At 55.5% G+C, this 14,514-nt stretch carries 17 protein-coding genes and 1 pseudogene; 1 reads left to right on the top strand and 17 read right to left on the bottom strand.

From position 1 onward, the window contains the following. Nucleotides 1-58: 58 nt before the first annotated feature. The 13 genes and pseudogenes from MCACP_RS00835 to MCACP_RS00775 all read right to left on the bottom strand — a co-directional run. A complete protein-coding gene (locus tag MCACP_RS00835; RefSeq protein WP_406677522.1) occupies nucleotides 59-625 on the bottom strand; it encodes an O-acetyl-ADP-ribose deacetylase in 567 nt (188 codons plus the stop codon). A 118-nt stretch (nucleotides 626-743) separates the two neighbouring features. Then, on the bottom strand, nucleotides 744-1,070 hold the full coding sequence (locus MCACP_RS00830; protein ID WP_406677521.1) for a hypothetical protein: 327 nt from the start codon (nucleotides 1,068-1,070) through the stop codon (nucleotides 744-746). A gap of 78 nt (nucleotides 1,071-1,148) precedes the next feature. Then, nucleotides 1,149-2,315: an MFS transporter gene (locus MCACP_RS00825; RefSeq protein ID WP_406677520.1), complete on the bottom strand. Its 1,167-nt coding sequence runs from the start codon at nucleotides 2,313-2,315 to the stop codon at nucleotides 1,149-1,151. A gap of 16 nt (nucleotides 2,316-2,331) precedes the next feature. After that, nucleotides 2,332-3,666, bottom strand: coding sequence for a replicative DNA helicase (dnaB, locus tag MCACP_RS00820; protein WP_406677519.1), 1,335 nt, complete (start codon nucleotides 3,664-3,666; stop codon nucleotides 2,332-2,334). Nucleotides 3,667-3,671: 5 nt separating this feature from the next. Beyond that, nucleotides 3,672-5,603, bottom strand: coding sequence for a Lon family ATP-dependent protease (gene lonC, locus MCACP_RS00815; protein WP_406677518.1), 1,932 nt, complete (start codon nucleotides 5,601-5,603; stop codon nucleotides 3,672-3,674). A gap of 5 nt (nucleotides 5,604-5,608) precedes the next feature. Beyond that, nucleotides 5,609-6,061 carry a 50S ribosomal protein L9 gene (rplI, locus tag MCACP_RS00810; protein ID WP_406677517.1) on the bottom strand — a complete coding sequence of 151 codons (453 nt, stop codon included), beginning with the start codon at nucleotides 6,059-6,061 and terminating at the stop codon, nucleotides 5,609-5,611. A 6-nt stretch (nucleotides 6,062-6,067) separates the two neighbouring features. Then, complete coding sequence (locus MCACP_RS00805; RefSeq protein ID WP_406677516.1) at nucleotides 6,068-7,051, bottom strand: YybS family protein; 984 nt, start codon at nucleotides 7,049-7,051, stop codon at nucleotides 6,068-6,070. A gap of 85 nt (nucleotides 7,052-7,136) precedes the next feature. Next, nucleotides 7,137-7,364 carry a 30S ribosomal protein S18 gene (gene rpsR, locus MCACP_RS00800; RefSeq protein ID WP_406677515.1) on the bottom strand — a complete coding sequence of 76 codons (228 nt, stop codon included), beginning with the start codon at nucleotides 7,362-7,364 and terminating at the stop codon, nucleotides 7,137-7,139. Between the two features lie 20 nt (nucleotides 7,365-7,384). Next, nucleotides 7,385-7,825, bottom strand: coding sequence for a single-stranded DNA-binding protein (locus MCACP_RS00795; protein WP_406677514.1), 441 nt, complete (start codon nucleotides 7,823-7,825; stop codon nucleotides 7,385-7,387). A 24-nt stretch (nucleotides 7,826-7,849) separates the two neighbouring features. Continuing rightward, complete coding sequence (gene rpsF / locus MCACP_RS00790) at nucleotides 7,850-8,146, bottom strand: 30S ribosomal protein S6 (protein ID WP_406677513.1); 297 nt, start codon at nucleotides 8,144-8,146, stop codon at nucleotides 7,850-7,852. 357 nt (nucleotides 8,147-8,503) lie between these two features. Further along, nucleotides 8,504-8,764: a DUF5395 family protein gene (locus MCACP_RS00785; RefSeq protein ID WP_406677512.1), complete on the bottom strand. Its 261-nt coding sequence runs from the start codon at nucleotides 8,762-8,764 to the stop codon at nucleotides 8,504-8,506. Between the two features lie 59 nt (nucleotides 8,765-8,823). Then, entirely contained in the window at nucleotides 8,824-9,579 is a 756-nt protein-coding gene (locus MCACP_RS00780; RefSeq protein WP_406677511.1) for an acyl-[acyl-carrier-protein] thioesterase, read from the bottom strand. Nucleotides 9,580-9,751: 172 nt separating this feature from the next. Further along, nucleotides 9,752-10,457 (bottom strand): annotated as a pseudogene (locus MCACP_RS00775) (anaerobic carbon-monoxide dehydrogenase catalytic subunit); the annotation flags it as partial. A 279-nt stretch (nucleotides 10,458-10,736) separates the two neighbouring features. Here MCACP_RS00775 and MCACP_RS00770 point away from each other — a divergent pair. Beyond that, nucleotides 10,737-11,246: a CGGC domain-containing protein gene (locus MCACP_RS00770; RefSeq protein WP_406677510.1), complete on the top strand. Its 510-nt coding sequence runs from the start codon at nucleotides 10,737-10,739 to the stop codon at nucleotides 11,244-11,246. Here the strand turns inward: MCACP_RS00770 and MCACP_RS00765 are convergent. From MCACP_RS00765 to MCACP_RS00750, 4 genes are all read right to left on the bottom strand, one after another. Continuing rightward, nucleotides 11,233-11,418 (bottom strand): DUF951 domain-containing protein, encoded by a 186-nt coding sequence (locus MCACP_RS00765; RefSeq protein WP_406677509.1) that lies wholly within the window; start codon nucleotides 11,416-11,418, stop codon nucleotides 11,233-11,235. The genes MCACP_RS00770 and MCACP_RS00765 overlap by 14 nt on opposite strands. Next, nucleotides 11,363-12,301 (bottom strand): HEAT repeat domain-containing protein, encoded by a 939-nt coding sequence (locus tag MCACP_RS00760; protein WP_406677508.1) that lies wholly within the window; start codon nucleotides 12,299-12,301, stop codon nucleotides 11,363-11,365. The genes MCACP_RS00765 and MCACP_RS00760 overlap by 56 nt, the downstream gene beginning before the upstream one ends. Nucleotides 12,302-12,313: 12 nt before the next feature. Next, nucleotides 12,314-12,898 carry a sulfurtransferase-like selenium metabolism protein YedF gene (gene yedF, locus MCACP_RS00755; RefSeq protein WP_406677507.1) on the bottom strand — a complete coding sequence of 195 codons (585 nt, stop codon included), beginning with the start codon at nucleotides 12,896-12,898 and terminating at the stop codon, nucleotides 12,314-12,316. A 108-nt stretch (nucleotides 12,899-13,006) separates the two neighbouring features. Beyond that, entirely contained in the window at nucleotides 13,007-14,437 is a 1,431-nt protein-coding gene (locus MCACP_RS00750; protein WP_406677506.1) for an aminopeptidase, read from the bottom strand. Nucleotides 14,438-14,514: the final 77 nt, after the last annotated feature.

The raw sequence follows: 14,514 nt of genomic DNA, 5'->3' as shown, positions 1-14,514 counted from the left end.
TGCTCCGCTTTTGTGCTTATATTCACAATTAAGTATTGCTTAACTTGCGACGGCAGCTTTATATTATTTGCGGGCTGGATTCTAGTACCTTCGCCAGGGCCTGTTCGTAGGCTGCCAGAACCGGCTGGGAAAACAGGACAAAACGTACTTCGTTAAAGGTACCCGGACTGGCAGTCAAAAAATCCTTTACCGTGGCCATGGCTATCCCGGCCGCCCGCTCCACGGGGAAGCGGTAGGCTCCGGTGCTGATGGAGGGAAAAGCCAGGGATTTTATTCCCCGCTCCCTCGCTAGCTGCAGGCTGCTGCGGTAGGCGCTGGCCAGCAGCTCGTCTTCTCCTTGCCGTCCGCCGCGCCAGATAGGACCGACGGTATGGATAACGTAGCGCGCCTTGAGCAAGCCCCCGGAGGTGATGACCGCCTGGCCAACGGGACAACCGCCCTGTTCCTCCCGGATGCGGCGGCACTCTGCTGCTATGGCCGGTCCCCCGGCGCGGTGGATGGCGCCGTCGACGCCGCTGCCGCCCCACAGGCCGGTATTGGCGGCATTGACAATGGCCTCTACCTCCTGCTCGACAATATCCCCCTGGAGGAGTTTTAGCAGGGTACCGGCAATGTTGACTTCCATAAAAGCGCCTCCTCCGAGCTGAGAGTATATCATTCCGGACTACTATTTCGTCTTTTTGGCGGCTATTCCTGCCAGGAGGTAAAAAATGAACCGCGCTGACTAACCCGCGGTTTCAAGTTCAGTCCTGGATAATTTTTGCGGCTCCGTTTTGTTCCATAATTTCCCGGATGCGGGCCAGTTCATGGCGCGGTGCCTCCACGGCTACCGCCACACCCTGGCCGGCAAATGCGGCCAGGAAATCGGCATAGGTACCGGTCCCCTCCTGCCAGAGTTCATCCCGTTCGGTTTTCAGGTAAGTAATTTCATCGGGTTTTTCCCGCTCCGTAAAGGACCTGGACAAGCTGGTGACAATCATGTCTTTGCGGTCAAAACCGGCGTTTTTGAGGCTATCAATGAGGCCGCCCACCTGTTCCTGGTTGGGCATGATACCAATAACCCTGGCCATGGGACTACTCCTTTCCCTATTTACTTTTTACCCAAGGGTAGTGTACGCCGCGGGTAAGGAAAAGATACCAGGCTGGTATCAAAGGCCCGGCATTGCCTTGCCCCGAGCGGCACCCTTTTCCCCCAGGAGAAAGATCAGCAGCCCGACCAGGCCGAAGAGAGAGGCTACAGTATACATGCCGGCAAAACCGGTGAACCGGGCCACGACTCCCAGGAGGGTAGAGCCCAGGCCTATCCCCAGGTCAAAGGCGGAAAAAAAGGTGCCGTTGGCCGCACCGCGGCGGTTGGGAGCTACGCCGGCCACGGCCATGGCCTGGAGGGTAGGCTGGGCGGCGCCAAATCCCAGGCCGTAGAGGACGGCGGCGACGAGGAAAACCGGAAGGCTGCCGGCCAGGGCCAGGATCAGGACGGCCAGGGACGCCGCCAGCAAACCGGGAACCAACACCAGCCCCTGGCTGTGCCGGTCGGCCACCATCCCGGCCAGGGGCCGGATGAGCATCAGGGCTGCAGCATAAAAAGTAAAAAAGAGGCCAATATTGGTAATACCGCGTTCGGCGGCATAAAGGGTCAGGAAGGTTACCACCCCGCCATAGGTAATGGTCATAAAGAAGGTAATAAGGGACGGACGTAAGGCTTTAGGTTCAAAAAAAGCCGGCGGGGGCCCGCCGCGAGAAGCTACAGCCGGCATGTTTATCTTGTTGGCCACCAGGGCGGCGGCCAGGGCCAGGGCTGCGGAGGTAAAGAATAGTACTTTAAAACCGGCCAGATCCATAATCAGCAACCCCAGGGCGGGGGCAACGGCCATGGCCAGGTTGGAAAACAGGCCGTAATAACCAAGGCCCTCGGCGCGCCTTTGCACCGGCAGGATGTCCGTCACAATGGTCCCCCCGGCGGTGGTGGAACCGCCCCAGCCGGCACCATGAAGGAGGCGAAAAAGAAACAGGATGAGAATCGAAGGTGAAATGGAATAACCCAGCACGGCCGCGGCAAAAATCAACAAGCCCAGCAGGTAGATACCCCGCCGGCCGCGGCGGTCCATCTCCCGGCCCAGCCAGGGACGGACCAGGACAGCGGAAATGGTAAAAATCCCCATAGTCAAGCCCACCACCAGGTTGTCACCGCCCAGGGCGGCCACATATTTGGGCAAAGTGGGCATAAGCATCTGAAAAGCGATAAAGATCAGGAAGCTGGCCAGGGATAAGAGAACAAAGTCCCTGGTCCAGAGACGGTTAGAATTTGCAGCCAACCTTTAAACCTCCTTCTTAAGCGGCCGGTTCAGGAGCCAGGTCGACAAATTTGGTGAATTCAGGTAAAAAAGCCATTTCCACCGTTCCCACAGGACCGTTGCGGTGCTTGGCTACGATAACTTCGGCAATCCCCTTTTTATCGGTGTCGGGATCGTAATACTGGGGCCGGTAAAGGAAGATAATCACGTCGGCGTCGGCCTCAATGGCCCCGCTTTCCAGGAGATCGGCCATGACCGGGCGTTTATCCTGGCGCTGCTCAACGCCGCGGTTCAACTGGGATAGGACCAAGACGGGAACGTTCAATTCCCGGGCCAGGGCCTTCATGGCCCGGGAAATGATAGCAATTTCCTGCTGGCGGCTGTCCACGCGGCGGTGGGCCTGCATCAGCTGCAGGTAATCGACTACCACCAGGCCCAGGCCGCTTTCCGCCTGCAGGCGCCTGGCCTTGGCCCTGACCTCCAGGGCCGAGATAGCCGGGGTGTCGTCAATATAGATGGGGGCTTCTCCCAGAATACCGGCGGCATTGACCAGACGCGCCCAGTCGTCTTCAGTTAAGTAACCCGTCCGCAGGCGGTGCTGTTCTACCATGGCTTCAGCAGCCAGCATACGCTGCACCACCTGTTCCCGGGACATCTCCAGGCTGAAAATGGCTACCGGTAGCTTTTGTTTAACGGCCACCTGCTGGGCAATATTGAGACAGAAGGAGGTCTTTCCCATCCCCGGCCGGGCGGCGCAGATGATGAGGTCAGAAGGATGCAGGCCCGAAAGGAGTTTATCCAGGTCATGGAAGGTGGGTATGCCGGTAACTTCACCCTTATGAGCGCTCAAACGCTCCAGATGGGCAAAGGTTTGCATCAAGACATCTTTAACGGGCACAAAACCGCTGCGGCGCCGGCCCCCGGCCACGTCAAAAATTAGACGTTCAGCCTCATCTAAAATCTGGTCCACATCGCCGGCCTGGTTTAAGGCCAGTTCGGTAATGCGCCCGGCTGCCTGCACCAGGGCCCTCAATGTTGCTTTTTCCGCTACCAGGCGGGCATAATAGCCGGCATTGGCTACACTGGGTACATCGCCCGTCAGGGAGCTCAAATAGGCAGCCCCGCCTACCACTTCCAGCTGCCCCTGGCGGCGGAGTTCTTCCGTCACCGTCAGGAGGTCGACAGCCTCACCGCGCTCATTGAGGTCCAGGATGGCGCGGTAAATCAAACGGTGGGCTTCCCGGTAAAAGTCTTCGACTTTAAGGATTTCCAGGACGGTAAGCAGGGCCTCCCGGTCCAGCATAATGGCCCCCAGGACGGACTGCTCGGCCTCCAGACTCTGGGGAGGAATCTTTTCCAGTTCGCCTGCCATGGTTATCAGGCTCCTGCCCGGGACCGCCGCCGGCCCCTGGCCCTGGCCGCCGGCATCAGGTAATCCAGGGCCTCGGCTACGTTTTCCACGGGCTGGACAACAATCCCTTTGAGGCCGGCCGGTACCTCGGCTGCATTTTCCGCTGGAATTAAAACCATCTTCATGCCCGCCTGCTTGGCGCCATAGATTTTCTCCAGCACGCCGCCTACCGGCTTGACTTTCCCCTGGATGGAGATTTCACCGGTGACGGCTATATCCTGGCGCACCGGCCGCTCCTGAACGGCACTGATAATGGCCGCGGTAATGGCCAGGCCGGCCGAGGGCCCGTCAATGTTGGCCCCGCCGACAATATTAACGTGGACGTCATAGTTGTATAAATCCTCACCTGTCAGCAGGCGAAATACCACCGCGGAATTAAAGACAGAGTCCCGGGCCATGCTGCCGGCCGTTTCATTAAAGCGGATACTACCTTTCCCCGGTTCCCGGGCCGGGAAGGCCATCGCCTCAATCTCCAGGACCGAACCTACAAAACCGGCTACGGCCAGGCCCATGACGCGGCCTACTTCCAGAATATCCCTGGCCTTCACGGTAACGCAGGGCGTCAGACGAGCGCTTCTTAAGACCTGCAAGACATGGTCCGCCGTAATCAGCCGGCGCCGGCGGCCCTTTTTCCGCTGCTGCTGATAGAGACTGAGGCCGTAAGCTTCAGCCAGGATGTTGATGGCCTTACGGCCTTCAATGGTATATTCGGAGATTAGTTCCGGTACCGCCGGTTCCAGTTTAACCCCCAGCCGGCCAGCGGCTTCCTTGATAATAGTCTGGATATGGACCGGGGTTAAGGGTTCAAAAAATACCTCCGCGCACCGGGAGCGCAGGGCCGGGTTTAGCTCTTCCGGCTCCCGGGTCGTAGCGCCGATAAGGATAAAATCAGCCGGAGCCCCTTCCTCAAAAAGTTTTTTAATATAGCGGGGAACACTCTCGTCACCAGGGTCATAGTAGGAGGAATCAAATTCTACCCGCTTGTCTTCCAGGACCTTGAGGAGCTTGTTGAGGAGCAGGGGATCCATTTCACCGATTTCATCAATAAAGAGTATGCCCCCGTGGGCCTCAGTCACCAGCCCCAGCTTGGGCTCCGGCACGCCGCTCTCGGCCAGGTCCCGCCGTGCTCCCTGGTAAATGGGATCATGAACTGAACCCAGGAGGGGGTTGGTCACTTCCCGGGGATCCCAGCGCAGGGTGGTACCGTCCACCTCAACAAAGGGTGCCCCGGGTTTAAAAGGAGAACTGCTTATTTTCTTGGCTTCTTCCAGGGCCAGCCGCGCCGCCGTCGTCTTCCCTACCCCCGGCGGGCCGTAAATGATCATGTGCTGGGGAAAAGGGGAGGCGAGTTTAGCGAGTATTGACTGCACGGCCTGTTCCTGGCCGACGATTTCCTCCAGACGCCGGGGACGCAGGGCTTCCAGGGCCGTCCGGGACAGGGTTATCTGGGACATTTTTTCCAGAATAGCCAGTTTTTTAAGGGTCTGGGCGTTTTCCGGCCCGTTATTTTCCTTTAGAACCTGACGGCGAACCTCCTGGAGGTACTCTTCATGGCGCTCCTGCAGCCTTTCGGCGACGCGTTGCTCCAGCTTTTCTTCCACCGTCCGCCGGGCAATAAAGTCGGCTATTTCTTCTTGCAGGGCGGTCAGGATCCGGGGTATCTCTTCTTCGGCCGGCAAATCATTGATGGTAGGGTCCTCATAGATCAATTTTTCCAGGGCCAGGACCCTGGCTGCCAGGTCATCGGAACGTATTAAATCCAGGGCTTCCAGCTTGCTGGCCCTTAAAACTACTTTCTCGGTACCGTAAATGTCGCATAAAACACCATATAAAGCGGCCACCTGGCGATCCAGCATATGACGATCGCTGGCCAGGACGGGCAAAATCTCTTTGGACATTCTTTTTAACTCCCCTCTGCCACCACCTGTACCCGCAGGCGGGCCTGGATCTCAGGATGCAATTTCAGGGTAACTTCATAGCTGCCCAGGGCCTTGATAGGCTCTTTAAGATCTATTTTACGCCTGTCGATGTCCACATGAAAAGTGTTTTTAATTGCCTGGGCTATCTCCTTATTGGTAACCGAACCAAAGAGTTTGCCCTTATCACCGGCGCGGGTGGTCACCTGTACCACAGCACCATTGAGCATATCGGCCTGACGCCGTGCCTGTTCCAGTTCCTGGTTCTTCTTTTCCTCCTGGCGTTTCTTTTCCAGGTTTAATTCCTTTAAGCGTCCGGCAGTAGCTTCCACCGCCAGGCCCCGGGGCAACAGATAATTACGGGCATAGCCCTCAGCCACTTCCACCACCGCCCCCCGGTTGCCGAGTTTGGGTACATCAGCAACTAAAATAACCTTCATAACGCCTCACTCTCCTTCACCAGGCGAATTGATGCGCCGCCGGTAACTGAAAAACGGGTCAAATAAACCCAGGGTTACCAGAGAAACCAGAGCCACCGGGAGATTAACCAGGGCCACAATCACCAGCACCGCCTTGAGAAAGGAAGCCAGTTTCAGCCGGTAAAAAATAAAGCTTACTGCGGCCAGGCCGTTAACCACCAACAGAGGCAAATATACATAAAGGATATTTATCCCTGCCTTGCGGGCAAAAGCCAGGCCGTAATAATCTCCCAGCTGCCACAGGCCCAGCCCGGCAATTACCCCCCAGACGGCATACCAGGGTAACTGCCAGTAACGAAAGGGTGGCAACCCCCTCTCGATAAGGCCCAGGCGTCGCAGTACCTTTTCAGCTACCAGGTAATTAACGAAGGCGGCCAGGATAGAAGCAGAGATTAAAATCCCCGGTAACAGGAGTTTAAGGAGATTGATCATGCCGGTGAGGGCGGCCTGGAACTGTTCCGGGGTCATTCCCGATCTGCCTATATGTTCCAGCATTCCCGTGCGGCGGTAAAATTCCAGGGTATAGTTGACTGTAGCCTCAAATTCCTGGAGCATACCCCCCAGGGGCAATCCCGTCAGTTTAGAAGTCAGGACCAGGCTCAAAAGCAAAGAAAAGAGGGAAACAACCCCTCCGGCAACCAGCACCTGGCCTGGCCGGGCCTTAGCCTTAAAAAGGTGACCGTAGACCAGCCCCAGTCCGGCAAACTGGACAAATAGCAATACCGCATTGAGCGGCCCGGTAAAAAAAGCTATAGCCAGGCCGGCCACAAAGGTGGCCATTGCCCCCAGGCGCAAGCTGCGGCGTACGATCAGGACGATAATGGGTACCGTCCAGATAATATTGGTAAATACCTGAAAAAGGGGTATAAAATAGCCTGTGAGCACCAGCACCACCGTCAGGGCTACCATGAGGGCCCCTTCGGCCAGGGCTGCTACCCTGCCTTCGGTCATGAAATTATCACCCAATTATCCATTAATTAAGCGAATATAGAAAAGAGGGAGTTGCTGTCCTCCCTCCTATAACTTTACCTTTTAATTATTCGACCGTATATGGCAACAGGGCCAGGATCCGCGCCCGTTTTATAGCTGTCGTAAGCTGGCGCTGGTGATGGGCACAGTTGCCGGAAATACGGCGGGGCAAAATCTTGCCCCGTTCGCTGATATAACGGCGGAGGCGGTTTACATCCTTGTAGTCCACCTGTGCGATTTTATCGACGCAGAAGCTGCAAACCCGTTTCCGGGAACGTTTCTTGTCACGTGCCAAATTCGGTTCCACCCCTTTACCTAAAAAGGTAAATCATCTTCGCTCATATCTACTTCAGTGCCAATATCGCTAAAATCCTGGCTGAAGCTATCAGCGCCCATATCCGCCACGGGATTTACCCCGCCGGGGATCTTTCCATCCCTGGGCCAGTCCAGAAAACGGACATCATCGGCTACCACGTCGGTAGCCTGGCGTTTCTGGCCATCCGGCGTTTCATAGGTACGCGTCTGGAGACGGCCTTCAACGGCTACCAGGCGCCCTTTATTCAAGTGGTTGGCGCAGGTTTCCGCGAGCTTCCGCCACACGGTGATGCGAATAAAATCAGTTCCCCGTTCTCCCTGCTGGTTGACATAATTCCTATCTACCGCGAGGGTAAAGGTTGTTACGGCGATACCGCTGGCCGTATAGCGCAGTTCGGGGTCCCGCGTCAGCCGGCCAATTAGAATTACCCGGTTTAACATCCCTCTCCCACCGCCCCTGGTATTTTAGCTCGCTTTTTCTTCCAGACGCGTGATCAGGTAGCGTATTACCTCGTCGGTAATCTTTAATACCCGCTCCAGTTCCTGGGCAACGGCCGGCGTGCCTTTAAACTTCATGAGGACATAATAGCCCTCCCGGTACTTGCGTACCTCATAGGCCATCCGCTTTTTGCCCCACTGGTCTACCTCGATAACCTGGCCGCCCTGGTCGGCTATCAGCCGGGTAAACTTCTCTACCACCGCCGCCGTAGCTTCGGCTTCCAGGTCGGGCTTAATTACGAACACGACTTCGTAATTGCGCACGGCAAGCACCTCCTCCCTGTGGACTTATGGCCCCACCCGCCGGTGGAGCAGGGAAGCTTTTCTGGTTGATTATAGCATAATTGATCCCGAAGGGCAAGGTTGCGCGATCACTCTCTGTCACCGGACTGTGATATTGTCACCTTGTAAGCGGACTAGGAAAATGTCACTATGTGAATACCAGTTCCCCCCGATGAGCTGGTAAGGAGCTCCCTCCGGTAGCCGGCAATAATCGTCGTAGGTATAAACCTTATCTTTGCTAACTGCTATTTCCTTTAGGGCCAGGCTCACTATTACCGCCCTTTTACCTGAAGATATTTTACCGCTTCCCTTGGGGACCAACAACCTCTGTTACCATTACTATAATTCCACTACTAACACGCGGTTGAAATAAGCGGGCATGTACTGCCGCACCCGGGCATAATCGGGCATGGTTGTGTAATCAAATTTCATCAGGACCGTGACTTTTGTTCCCTCCTGAAATTTGCCGCTTTTCCGCAAAGCGTTTTTAATGTTCTGGTCCAGTTCAACCAGGGTGCGACCCCTGGCCTCAAAATTAGCATCACCGGCTATCCATTCGCGGCCATTATGGATAAGCCTTACTTCCAGATCTGCCCGCACTGAACCTGTGCTCCTTTACCGCGAAGAATATAAAATATGACCTGGTATTTATAAATGGGCTAGCGTTCCTGCCAGGATGTACGGGCCAGGGTCAGTTCCAGTTCCTTTTCCGGGCAGGTGAGGCGGTGGAGATACTGCCTGATGCCGTTCCCGGCCTTTACTTCCTGGCACTGGCTGAGGATATGATCGCCGTAACGGGCATCTTTTTTATATATAACCTCAATGGTGGCCGGAAAAGCCTGCCGGTGGACCTCCAGGGGCACGCTCTCCAGCAGCCAGTGGATATACCTCTTGTTATTGGCATGGTGATTGATATCCATGTCTGCTGCGCCTACAGTAAATGCTGCCACAATAGTTGGACTTTCCGGCCCGGCCAGCTCGCCAAATCCTCCCGGAATGGCAGGCTCAGGATAAAGCCCATAAGGTTCGCTTATCTCAGGCGGTATCCGCAGAGGCTTTTTGCTGGTGGTATCCAGGAAGATCCATACGGATGCGGCCCGGCCCAGAAGATTATCACCGGCATCGTAAATATAAAAATTGCGATAAGCAAAACAGCGCTGGAAGCGTTCCACCCACGTGGAGACGGTTATCTTTTCCCGCCAGCGGGGGTAGCGGTTCATCTGCAGATGGTAGCGGTAGACGACCCAGCCCCGTCCGGCAGCGTTTAATCTGGCAATGGTATTGCCAACTGTTTCTGAATGCCAGGTGGCCGTCTCTTCCAGGTAACCCAGGACGGTGACCGGTGAGGCTTCTAACATGAAATTGGTTTCATAATAGTGGACTTCATAGGACCTCTGGTATGTACTGGCCAGCAAATTTATCACCAGCGTCTAATGGAGATTACCAGTTTATTGTATCATACCAGGGACCTGCGGGCCAGCCCCGCTTATTGGTATCTGGCTAGAAATTTAGGCAGGGGAAGAAATTATGGAGGTGTTGTGGCTCCCAGCGCAAAAAGGGTAGCTGCAAGCTACCCTTTTAATCCCAGCTGGGCGTTCCAAAAAGAATTCCTGTACCATTTCCAGGCCAATCTGAGCGCCGTAGATAGTGGCTATGCCAAGGCGCAGGGCTTTGCGGGCCAGGGAAAAATAGTCGCCGTCCACATTGGTGAGGCAGCTGGCGGTGGCGTCTTTAATTTCATGCATTACGCCAGCCGGATAAATGGCCAGATCCTGCCATACTTTTTGCCGGGGAGGGGGAGCAAAGACCTGAATCATCCTGCCAGGTTCATCATAATCGCGATAAAGTTCGCCTATTAAAAAGTCTGCCAGGCGGATGGCCACATCTTCCAGGCGCCCACTGGTGTCCAGCTGGAGCCGGCCGGCCAGGGACATGAGCTTATCCTTATCGGTTATGGTAAAGGGAGTCTTGCCCTGGGCCGTAGCTTTAAGGGTGCGATATGCTTCATAGGCGTGATGGGTATAAGTAGCGGTACCCATAACATTGCGCAGGAGCATGTCCCGCATGGCCATGGCATTGCGGTCAATGCCGCAAACACCCAGGGTGGCTTCCCCTTTATCGGAGATACGGCAGGGGCCATTGGTGCAGAGCTGGCAACTCAAACCTGCCAGGCAGTATGTACAGCGGATCTTTTCCTGGGGGTGAAGCGATCAAAAGTATTACTCAGGCCTTCATTATGGATACGCTCGTACATTTCCTGAACGCTGTCATGGACGCTGATGCGGGTGCCCATTTGGTTGCGAATCCGTTTCGCCAAGGAAAAAACCTCCCGACTTTTAGCTACAGGCTACAGTAAGTATGAAGCGCGGCTTAAGTTTTTATACAGGTAGCCCCTTCAGCCGGGAGGTAATCATACCGGCCCGGTCATTTTTTAATTGTAATTTATTTTTTTAAAATTATTAAGTTAGACTGCCGCCACCTTCCGACATTTTTTTGAAGAAAAATATGTTAAACTGCTATCGTTGTTATGAAAACGAAACCAATTTGGTTATGTAAAAAGGGGTTCCTCAATATGCTTCACGTTGGTATTATTTCCTGCCGCGATTACTGGAAAAGGGGTTGCCCCGGCTACCAGGCCCATATCCTCTGTTTCCTGGCCCTGGAGAAAAATAAAGGACCTCTAGGAAAGCTTCCTGGAGCTAAAATCGTTGCCATGCAGCCCTGCCCCGGTTGCCCGGGAACCGGCCGTCTAGAAGTAGCCCGCCGCATGGTTCGTCACGAGAAAGTCGACTGTTTCGTATTTCCTTCCTGTATGTTTTTTGGCAACCACTGCCCCACGGCCTTGGCCGGGGCAGCGGCCATTGAAGACGAACTGGGCCGACCGGTGCTTATGGGGAGCTACCTGGAGGCAGCGACAGCTTGCCGCTGCTCCACCGTAATTCTAAAGCCAGGCGACATCCCCAGCCTTACCGAATGCCGGCAGCGCCTCCTCAACCTCAATTATTTGCATTATTTGTATGAAAGACAGGCCTCCCCTACCAGGAAGACCCTGCCAATCATGACCCTGCTCAAAGCAATTTAGATATCACTTTTTTAATGCTCTTTTCCGCTTTTAGACGAGGAATAAGGATTAAACGACCGCATCCCAGGCAGCGCAGGCGAAAATCCATCCCTACCCGTAATATCTCCCACTGGTCGCTACCGCAGGGGTGCTTCTTTCTGGTCTGAACGATATCGCCAACCTGCAAGTCCATCCTGATGTTCTCCTTCCATTTCTTGCTCGTCCCTTGCTGCCTCCAGCTCGGCCAGGGCCGCGCCGGCAGCTACCCGGACTTCCCAGGTTGTATCGGCCAGGCAACTCTTAAGCAAATCCTCTGCCTCTTTGCACTTTAGCTTTCCCAGGGCGCGGGCGGCGGCGGCCCGTACCTCGCCCACCGGATCGGTCAGGGCCTTCTTTAAACTCCCCGCGCCCTGGCCGCAGCCGGTTTCCCCAAGGGCCATGGCTGCTGCTCTGCGCACGGCAACGCTCTCATCCTCAAGGCAGCGCTCCAGGGCCGGTAAGACCCGCTCATCGTTAAAGGAGCCCAGGATATTTATTACCCGTATGGCAACGTCTTCGGGCCCCCGGCCCAGAAGATCCAGCAAAGGTGGGATACTGTCTGTTCCTAAGGCCAGCAACACCTCGGCTACCCGCGCCGGCGGCCAGCGCCGGGGTTCAGCCAGGGCTGTAAGCAACGGTTCCAGGCAGCGCCGGTCGCGTAAACGGATAAGGGCTGCCGTTGCCGCCATCTGGACGCCTTCGTCCCGGTCGCCCATGGCCGCCAGGAGAGAGCCCAGGGCACGTTTAATTCTCATCTCGCCCAGAATGGTAGCCGCCGCAACTTTCTCACCAGCTTTTCCCTGTTTCAGGATTTGCAGCCAGGCGTTAACGAAACCTTCTTCCTCAGCCAGAGCCGCCAGCTGCTCCCGGGTATTCTTCTCCAACTGCGGCCACAGATCTGCCAGCAGCCGGGCCAGGACCAGGGCGTCCAGCCGGCACAGCTCCCGCCGCAAACCTATAGCTATTTTGTCCCGGCAGCCTGCCAGGGCTGCTGCCAGTTGCCGCTCATCCCGGTAACGCCGGCGCTGCCAGAACAAGTTCACCACTCCCTAGAGGGTAATTACCTTTTCCGCAGCCATGAGGTGCTCAATGATGGTATACATATTGGTAACGCTGCCGGCACACAATTTTTCCTTCAGATGATAATAATCCAGGCAGGTGCCGCAGGCCAGGATTTCCACTCCTTTTTGCTCCAGGGCCAGCAGGCTGTCCAGCACCGGTGAACCCTGACAGCAGAGTTGGACACCACTGTTGATAAAGAGTACCCGCCGGGGCAGCACTTCCGTTTCACTCAAGCTGTAAAAGAAGCTGCGCATGAGGATGCCCCCCAGCTCTTCCGAACCGCGGCCCAGGCTGGCCGAAGTTACCAGCAATACCTGGCCCGGATGCACACTCAACTGGGTAGGCGGTATGCTTTCCTTGCGAATACGGATGTAGTATTCATTTCCCTGTTCCCTGACGCTGGTAGCGCACTCCATGCTCCGCGCCAGTTTTAAAACATTGTCCCGGGCCACCTCATTATCGACAATGGTAACCAGCTCTCCATCCGGCCCCAAACTTTCCAGGGCCTTTTTGGTCTGGATAACCGGTTGCGGGCAGGCCAGCCCGCGGGCATCCACTATTTTTTCCACCATTCATGCCCCCTTTAAAAGAAAAGCACCTGGCGCCCATCCGCTCTCAAGGTACCAGGGCTTTTATATATACTTTTCTGCACGGGGTTCTACTTTTCCTGCTTAAAATCCTTAACTGGCTAGAAAAGCTTTGTAGGCCCGGTAGGCCATATAAATATCCACCTTGCTGGCTATCTCCAGGGGAGCGTGCATGGAGAGGAGGGCGGGGCCGCAGTCGGCCACATCCAGACCAAAATAGGCCAAAAACTTGGCTATGGTCCCGCCGCCGCCGGCATCCACCTTGCCCATTTCGCCGCTCTGCCAGATGACCTGATTCTGGTTGAAAATGTCCCGCAACCGGCCCATAAACTCGGCACTGGCGTCGTTGGCGTCGTATTTGCCCCGGGAACCGGAGTACTTATTTAAAACTACGCCGTATCCCAGGCGGGAGGCATTGTACATGTCGAAGACATTTTCATAGGTAGGATCGACACCGGCGGTCACATCAGCGGAAATGGCCTGGGAATTGGCCATTATCCGTCCCACGTGGACAATGCTGGTATTACCCTGGCGAGCAGCCAGCTCGCTCAAAGCATATTCCAGGAAGCGGGAATGGGCGCCGGTATTACCTGTACTACCGATTTCTTCTTTATCTACCAGGAGCACCAGGGCCGTATGCCGGGGTACCTCCAGGTCCAGGATGGCCTGCAGGGCTGTGTAGCCGCAGACCCGGTCGTCCTGGCCGTAACCTCCTACCAGGGAGCGGTCAAAACCCAGGTCCCGGGCCGGCCCGGCCGGCACCAGTTCCAGCTCTGCCGTAATCAGGTCTTCCTCCACCAGGCCGTAACGTTCATTTAACAGCTGGAGAATGGCCAGGCGAACTTTATCTTTTACATCGTCATCACCGGAATAGGGTATGCTGCCTACCACCAGGTTTAAATCATCCCCGCTCAAGGCTTCTTCCATATTCTTTTTCATCTGCTCCTTGGCCAGGTGGGGTAACAAATCGCTTATGGTAAAAATGGGGTCGGCGCTGTCTTCACCGATTACCACTTCCACCCGGCGACCGTTCCTTAACATAATCACCCCGTGCAGGGCCAGGGGCAGGGCCGTCCATTGGTATTTCTTGATACCGCCGTAATAGTGGGTTTTGAACATGGCCAGACCGTCTTTTTCATAGAGGGGCATGGGTTTCAGGTCCAGGCGCGGCGCATCAACATGGGCCCCCACCAGCCTAACGCCTTCGGTCAGATCAGCCGTACCCATTATACCCACGAGCAGGACTTTACCCCGCCATTCCAGGTAAAAACGGCTCCCGGGATTTAACCCCCGGCCGGGAGACAGGTCAGCCAGGGAAACAAAACCGCGTCCCCGGGCGGCTTCCAGGGCGGCCCGTACGGCTTCCCGTTCAGTTTTAGCCCGGCTTAAGAAGGTTTTATACCCCTCGGCAAAGGCAAAAACCTTTTCCCTGGTGTCCCCTTCTAAACGCTCCCAGGCACTCTTCTGGGGGATAGCCAGTTCTTTTTGTAGTCTTTTGCCCCTGCTTTCTTCTTTTTCTGCCATCAGGTAATTCCTCCTTTTATATCAACCTGGAGACAAAACCCCCATGCTCTTTATTTATATTTCTCGATAACTCCCCT

This window comes from Neomoorella carbonis (assembly GCF_045278715.1).
Classification (GTDB): domain Bacteria; phylum Bacillota; class DSM-521; order Neomoorellales; family Neomoorellaceae; genus Neomoorella; species Neomoorella carbonis.
The sequence above is the reverse complement of the archived record's forward strand: the minus strand, read 5'-3'. Positions and strand labels throughout refer to the sequence as shown.

What these genes read in the sequence shown, in the direction of transcription:
- MCACP_RS00750 (WP_406677506.1), bottom strand. Translation starts at nt 14,437, where the DNA reads ATGGCAGAAAAAGAAGAAAGCAGGGGCAAAAGACTACAAAAAGAACTG.
- MCACP_RS00770 (WP_406677510.1), top strand. Translation starts at nt 10,737, where the DNA reads ATGCTTCACGTTGGTATTATTTCCTGCCGCGATTACTGGAAAAGGGGT.
- lonC (WP_406677518.1), bottom strand. Translation starts at nt 5,603, where the DNA reads ATGTCCAAAGAGATTTTGCCCGTCCTGGCCAGCGATCGTCATATGCTG.
- MCACP_RS00795 (WP_406677514.1), bottom strand. Translation starts at nt 7,825, where the DNA reads ATGTTAAACCGGGTAATTCTAATTGGCCGGCTGACGCGGGACCCCGAA.
- yedF (WP_406677507.1), bottom strand. Translation starts at nt 12,898, where the DNA reads ATGGTGGAAAAAATAGTGGATGCCCGCGGGCTGGCCTGCCCGCAACCG.
- dnaB (WP_406677519.1), bottom strand. Translation starts at nt 3,666, where the DNA reads ATGGCAGGCGAACTGGAAAAGATTCCTCCCCAGAGTCTGGAGGCCGAG.
- rplI (WP_406677517.1), bottom strand. Translation starts at nt 6,061, where the DNA reads ATGAAGGTTATTTTAGTTGCTGATGTACCCAAACTCGGCAACCGGGGG.
- MCACP_RS00835 (WP_406677522.1), bottom strand. Translation starts at nt 625, where the DNA reads ATGGAAGTCAACATTGCCGGTACCCTGCTAAAACTCCTCCAGGGGGAT.
- MCACP_RS00765 (WP_406677509.1), bottom strand. Translation starts at nt 11,418, where the DNA reads ATGGACTTGCAGGTTGGCGATATCGTTCAGACCAGAAAGAAGCACCCC.
- MCACP_RS00805 (WP_406677516.1), bottom strand. Translation starts at nt 7,051, where the DNA reads ATGACCGAAGGCAGGGTAGCAGCCCTGGCCGAAGGGGCCCTCATGGTA.
- MCACP_RS00830 (WP_406677521.1), bottom strand. Translation starts at nt 1,070, where the DNA reads ATGGCCAGGGTTATTGGTATCATGCCCAACCAGGAACAGGTGGGCGGC.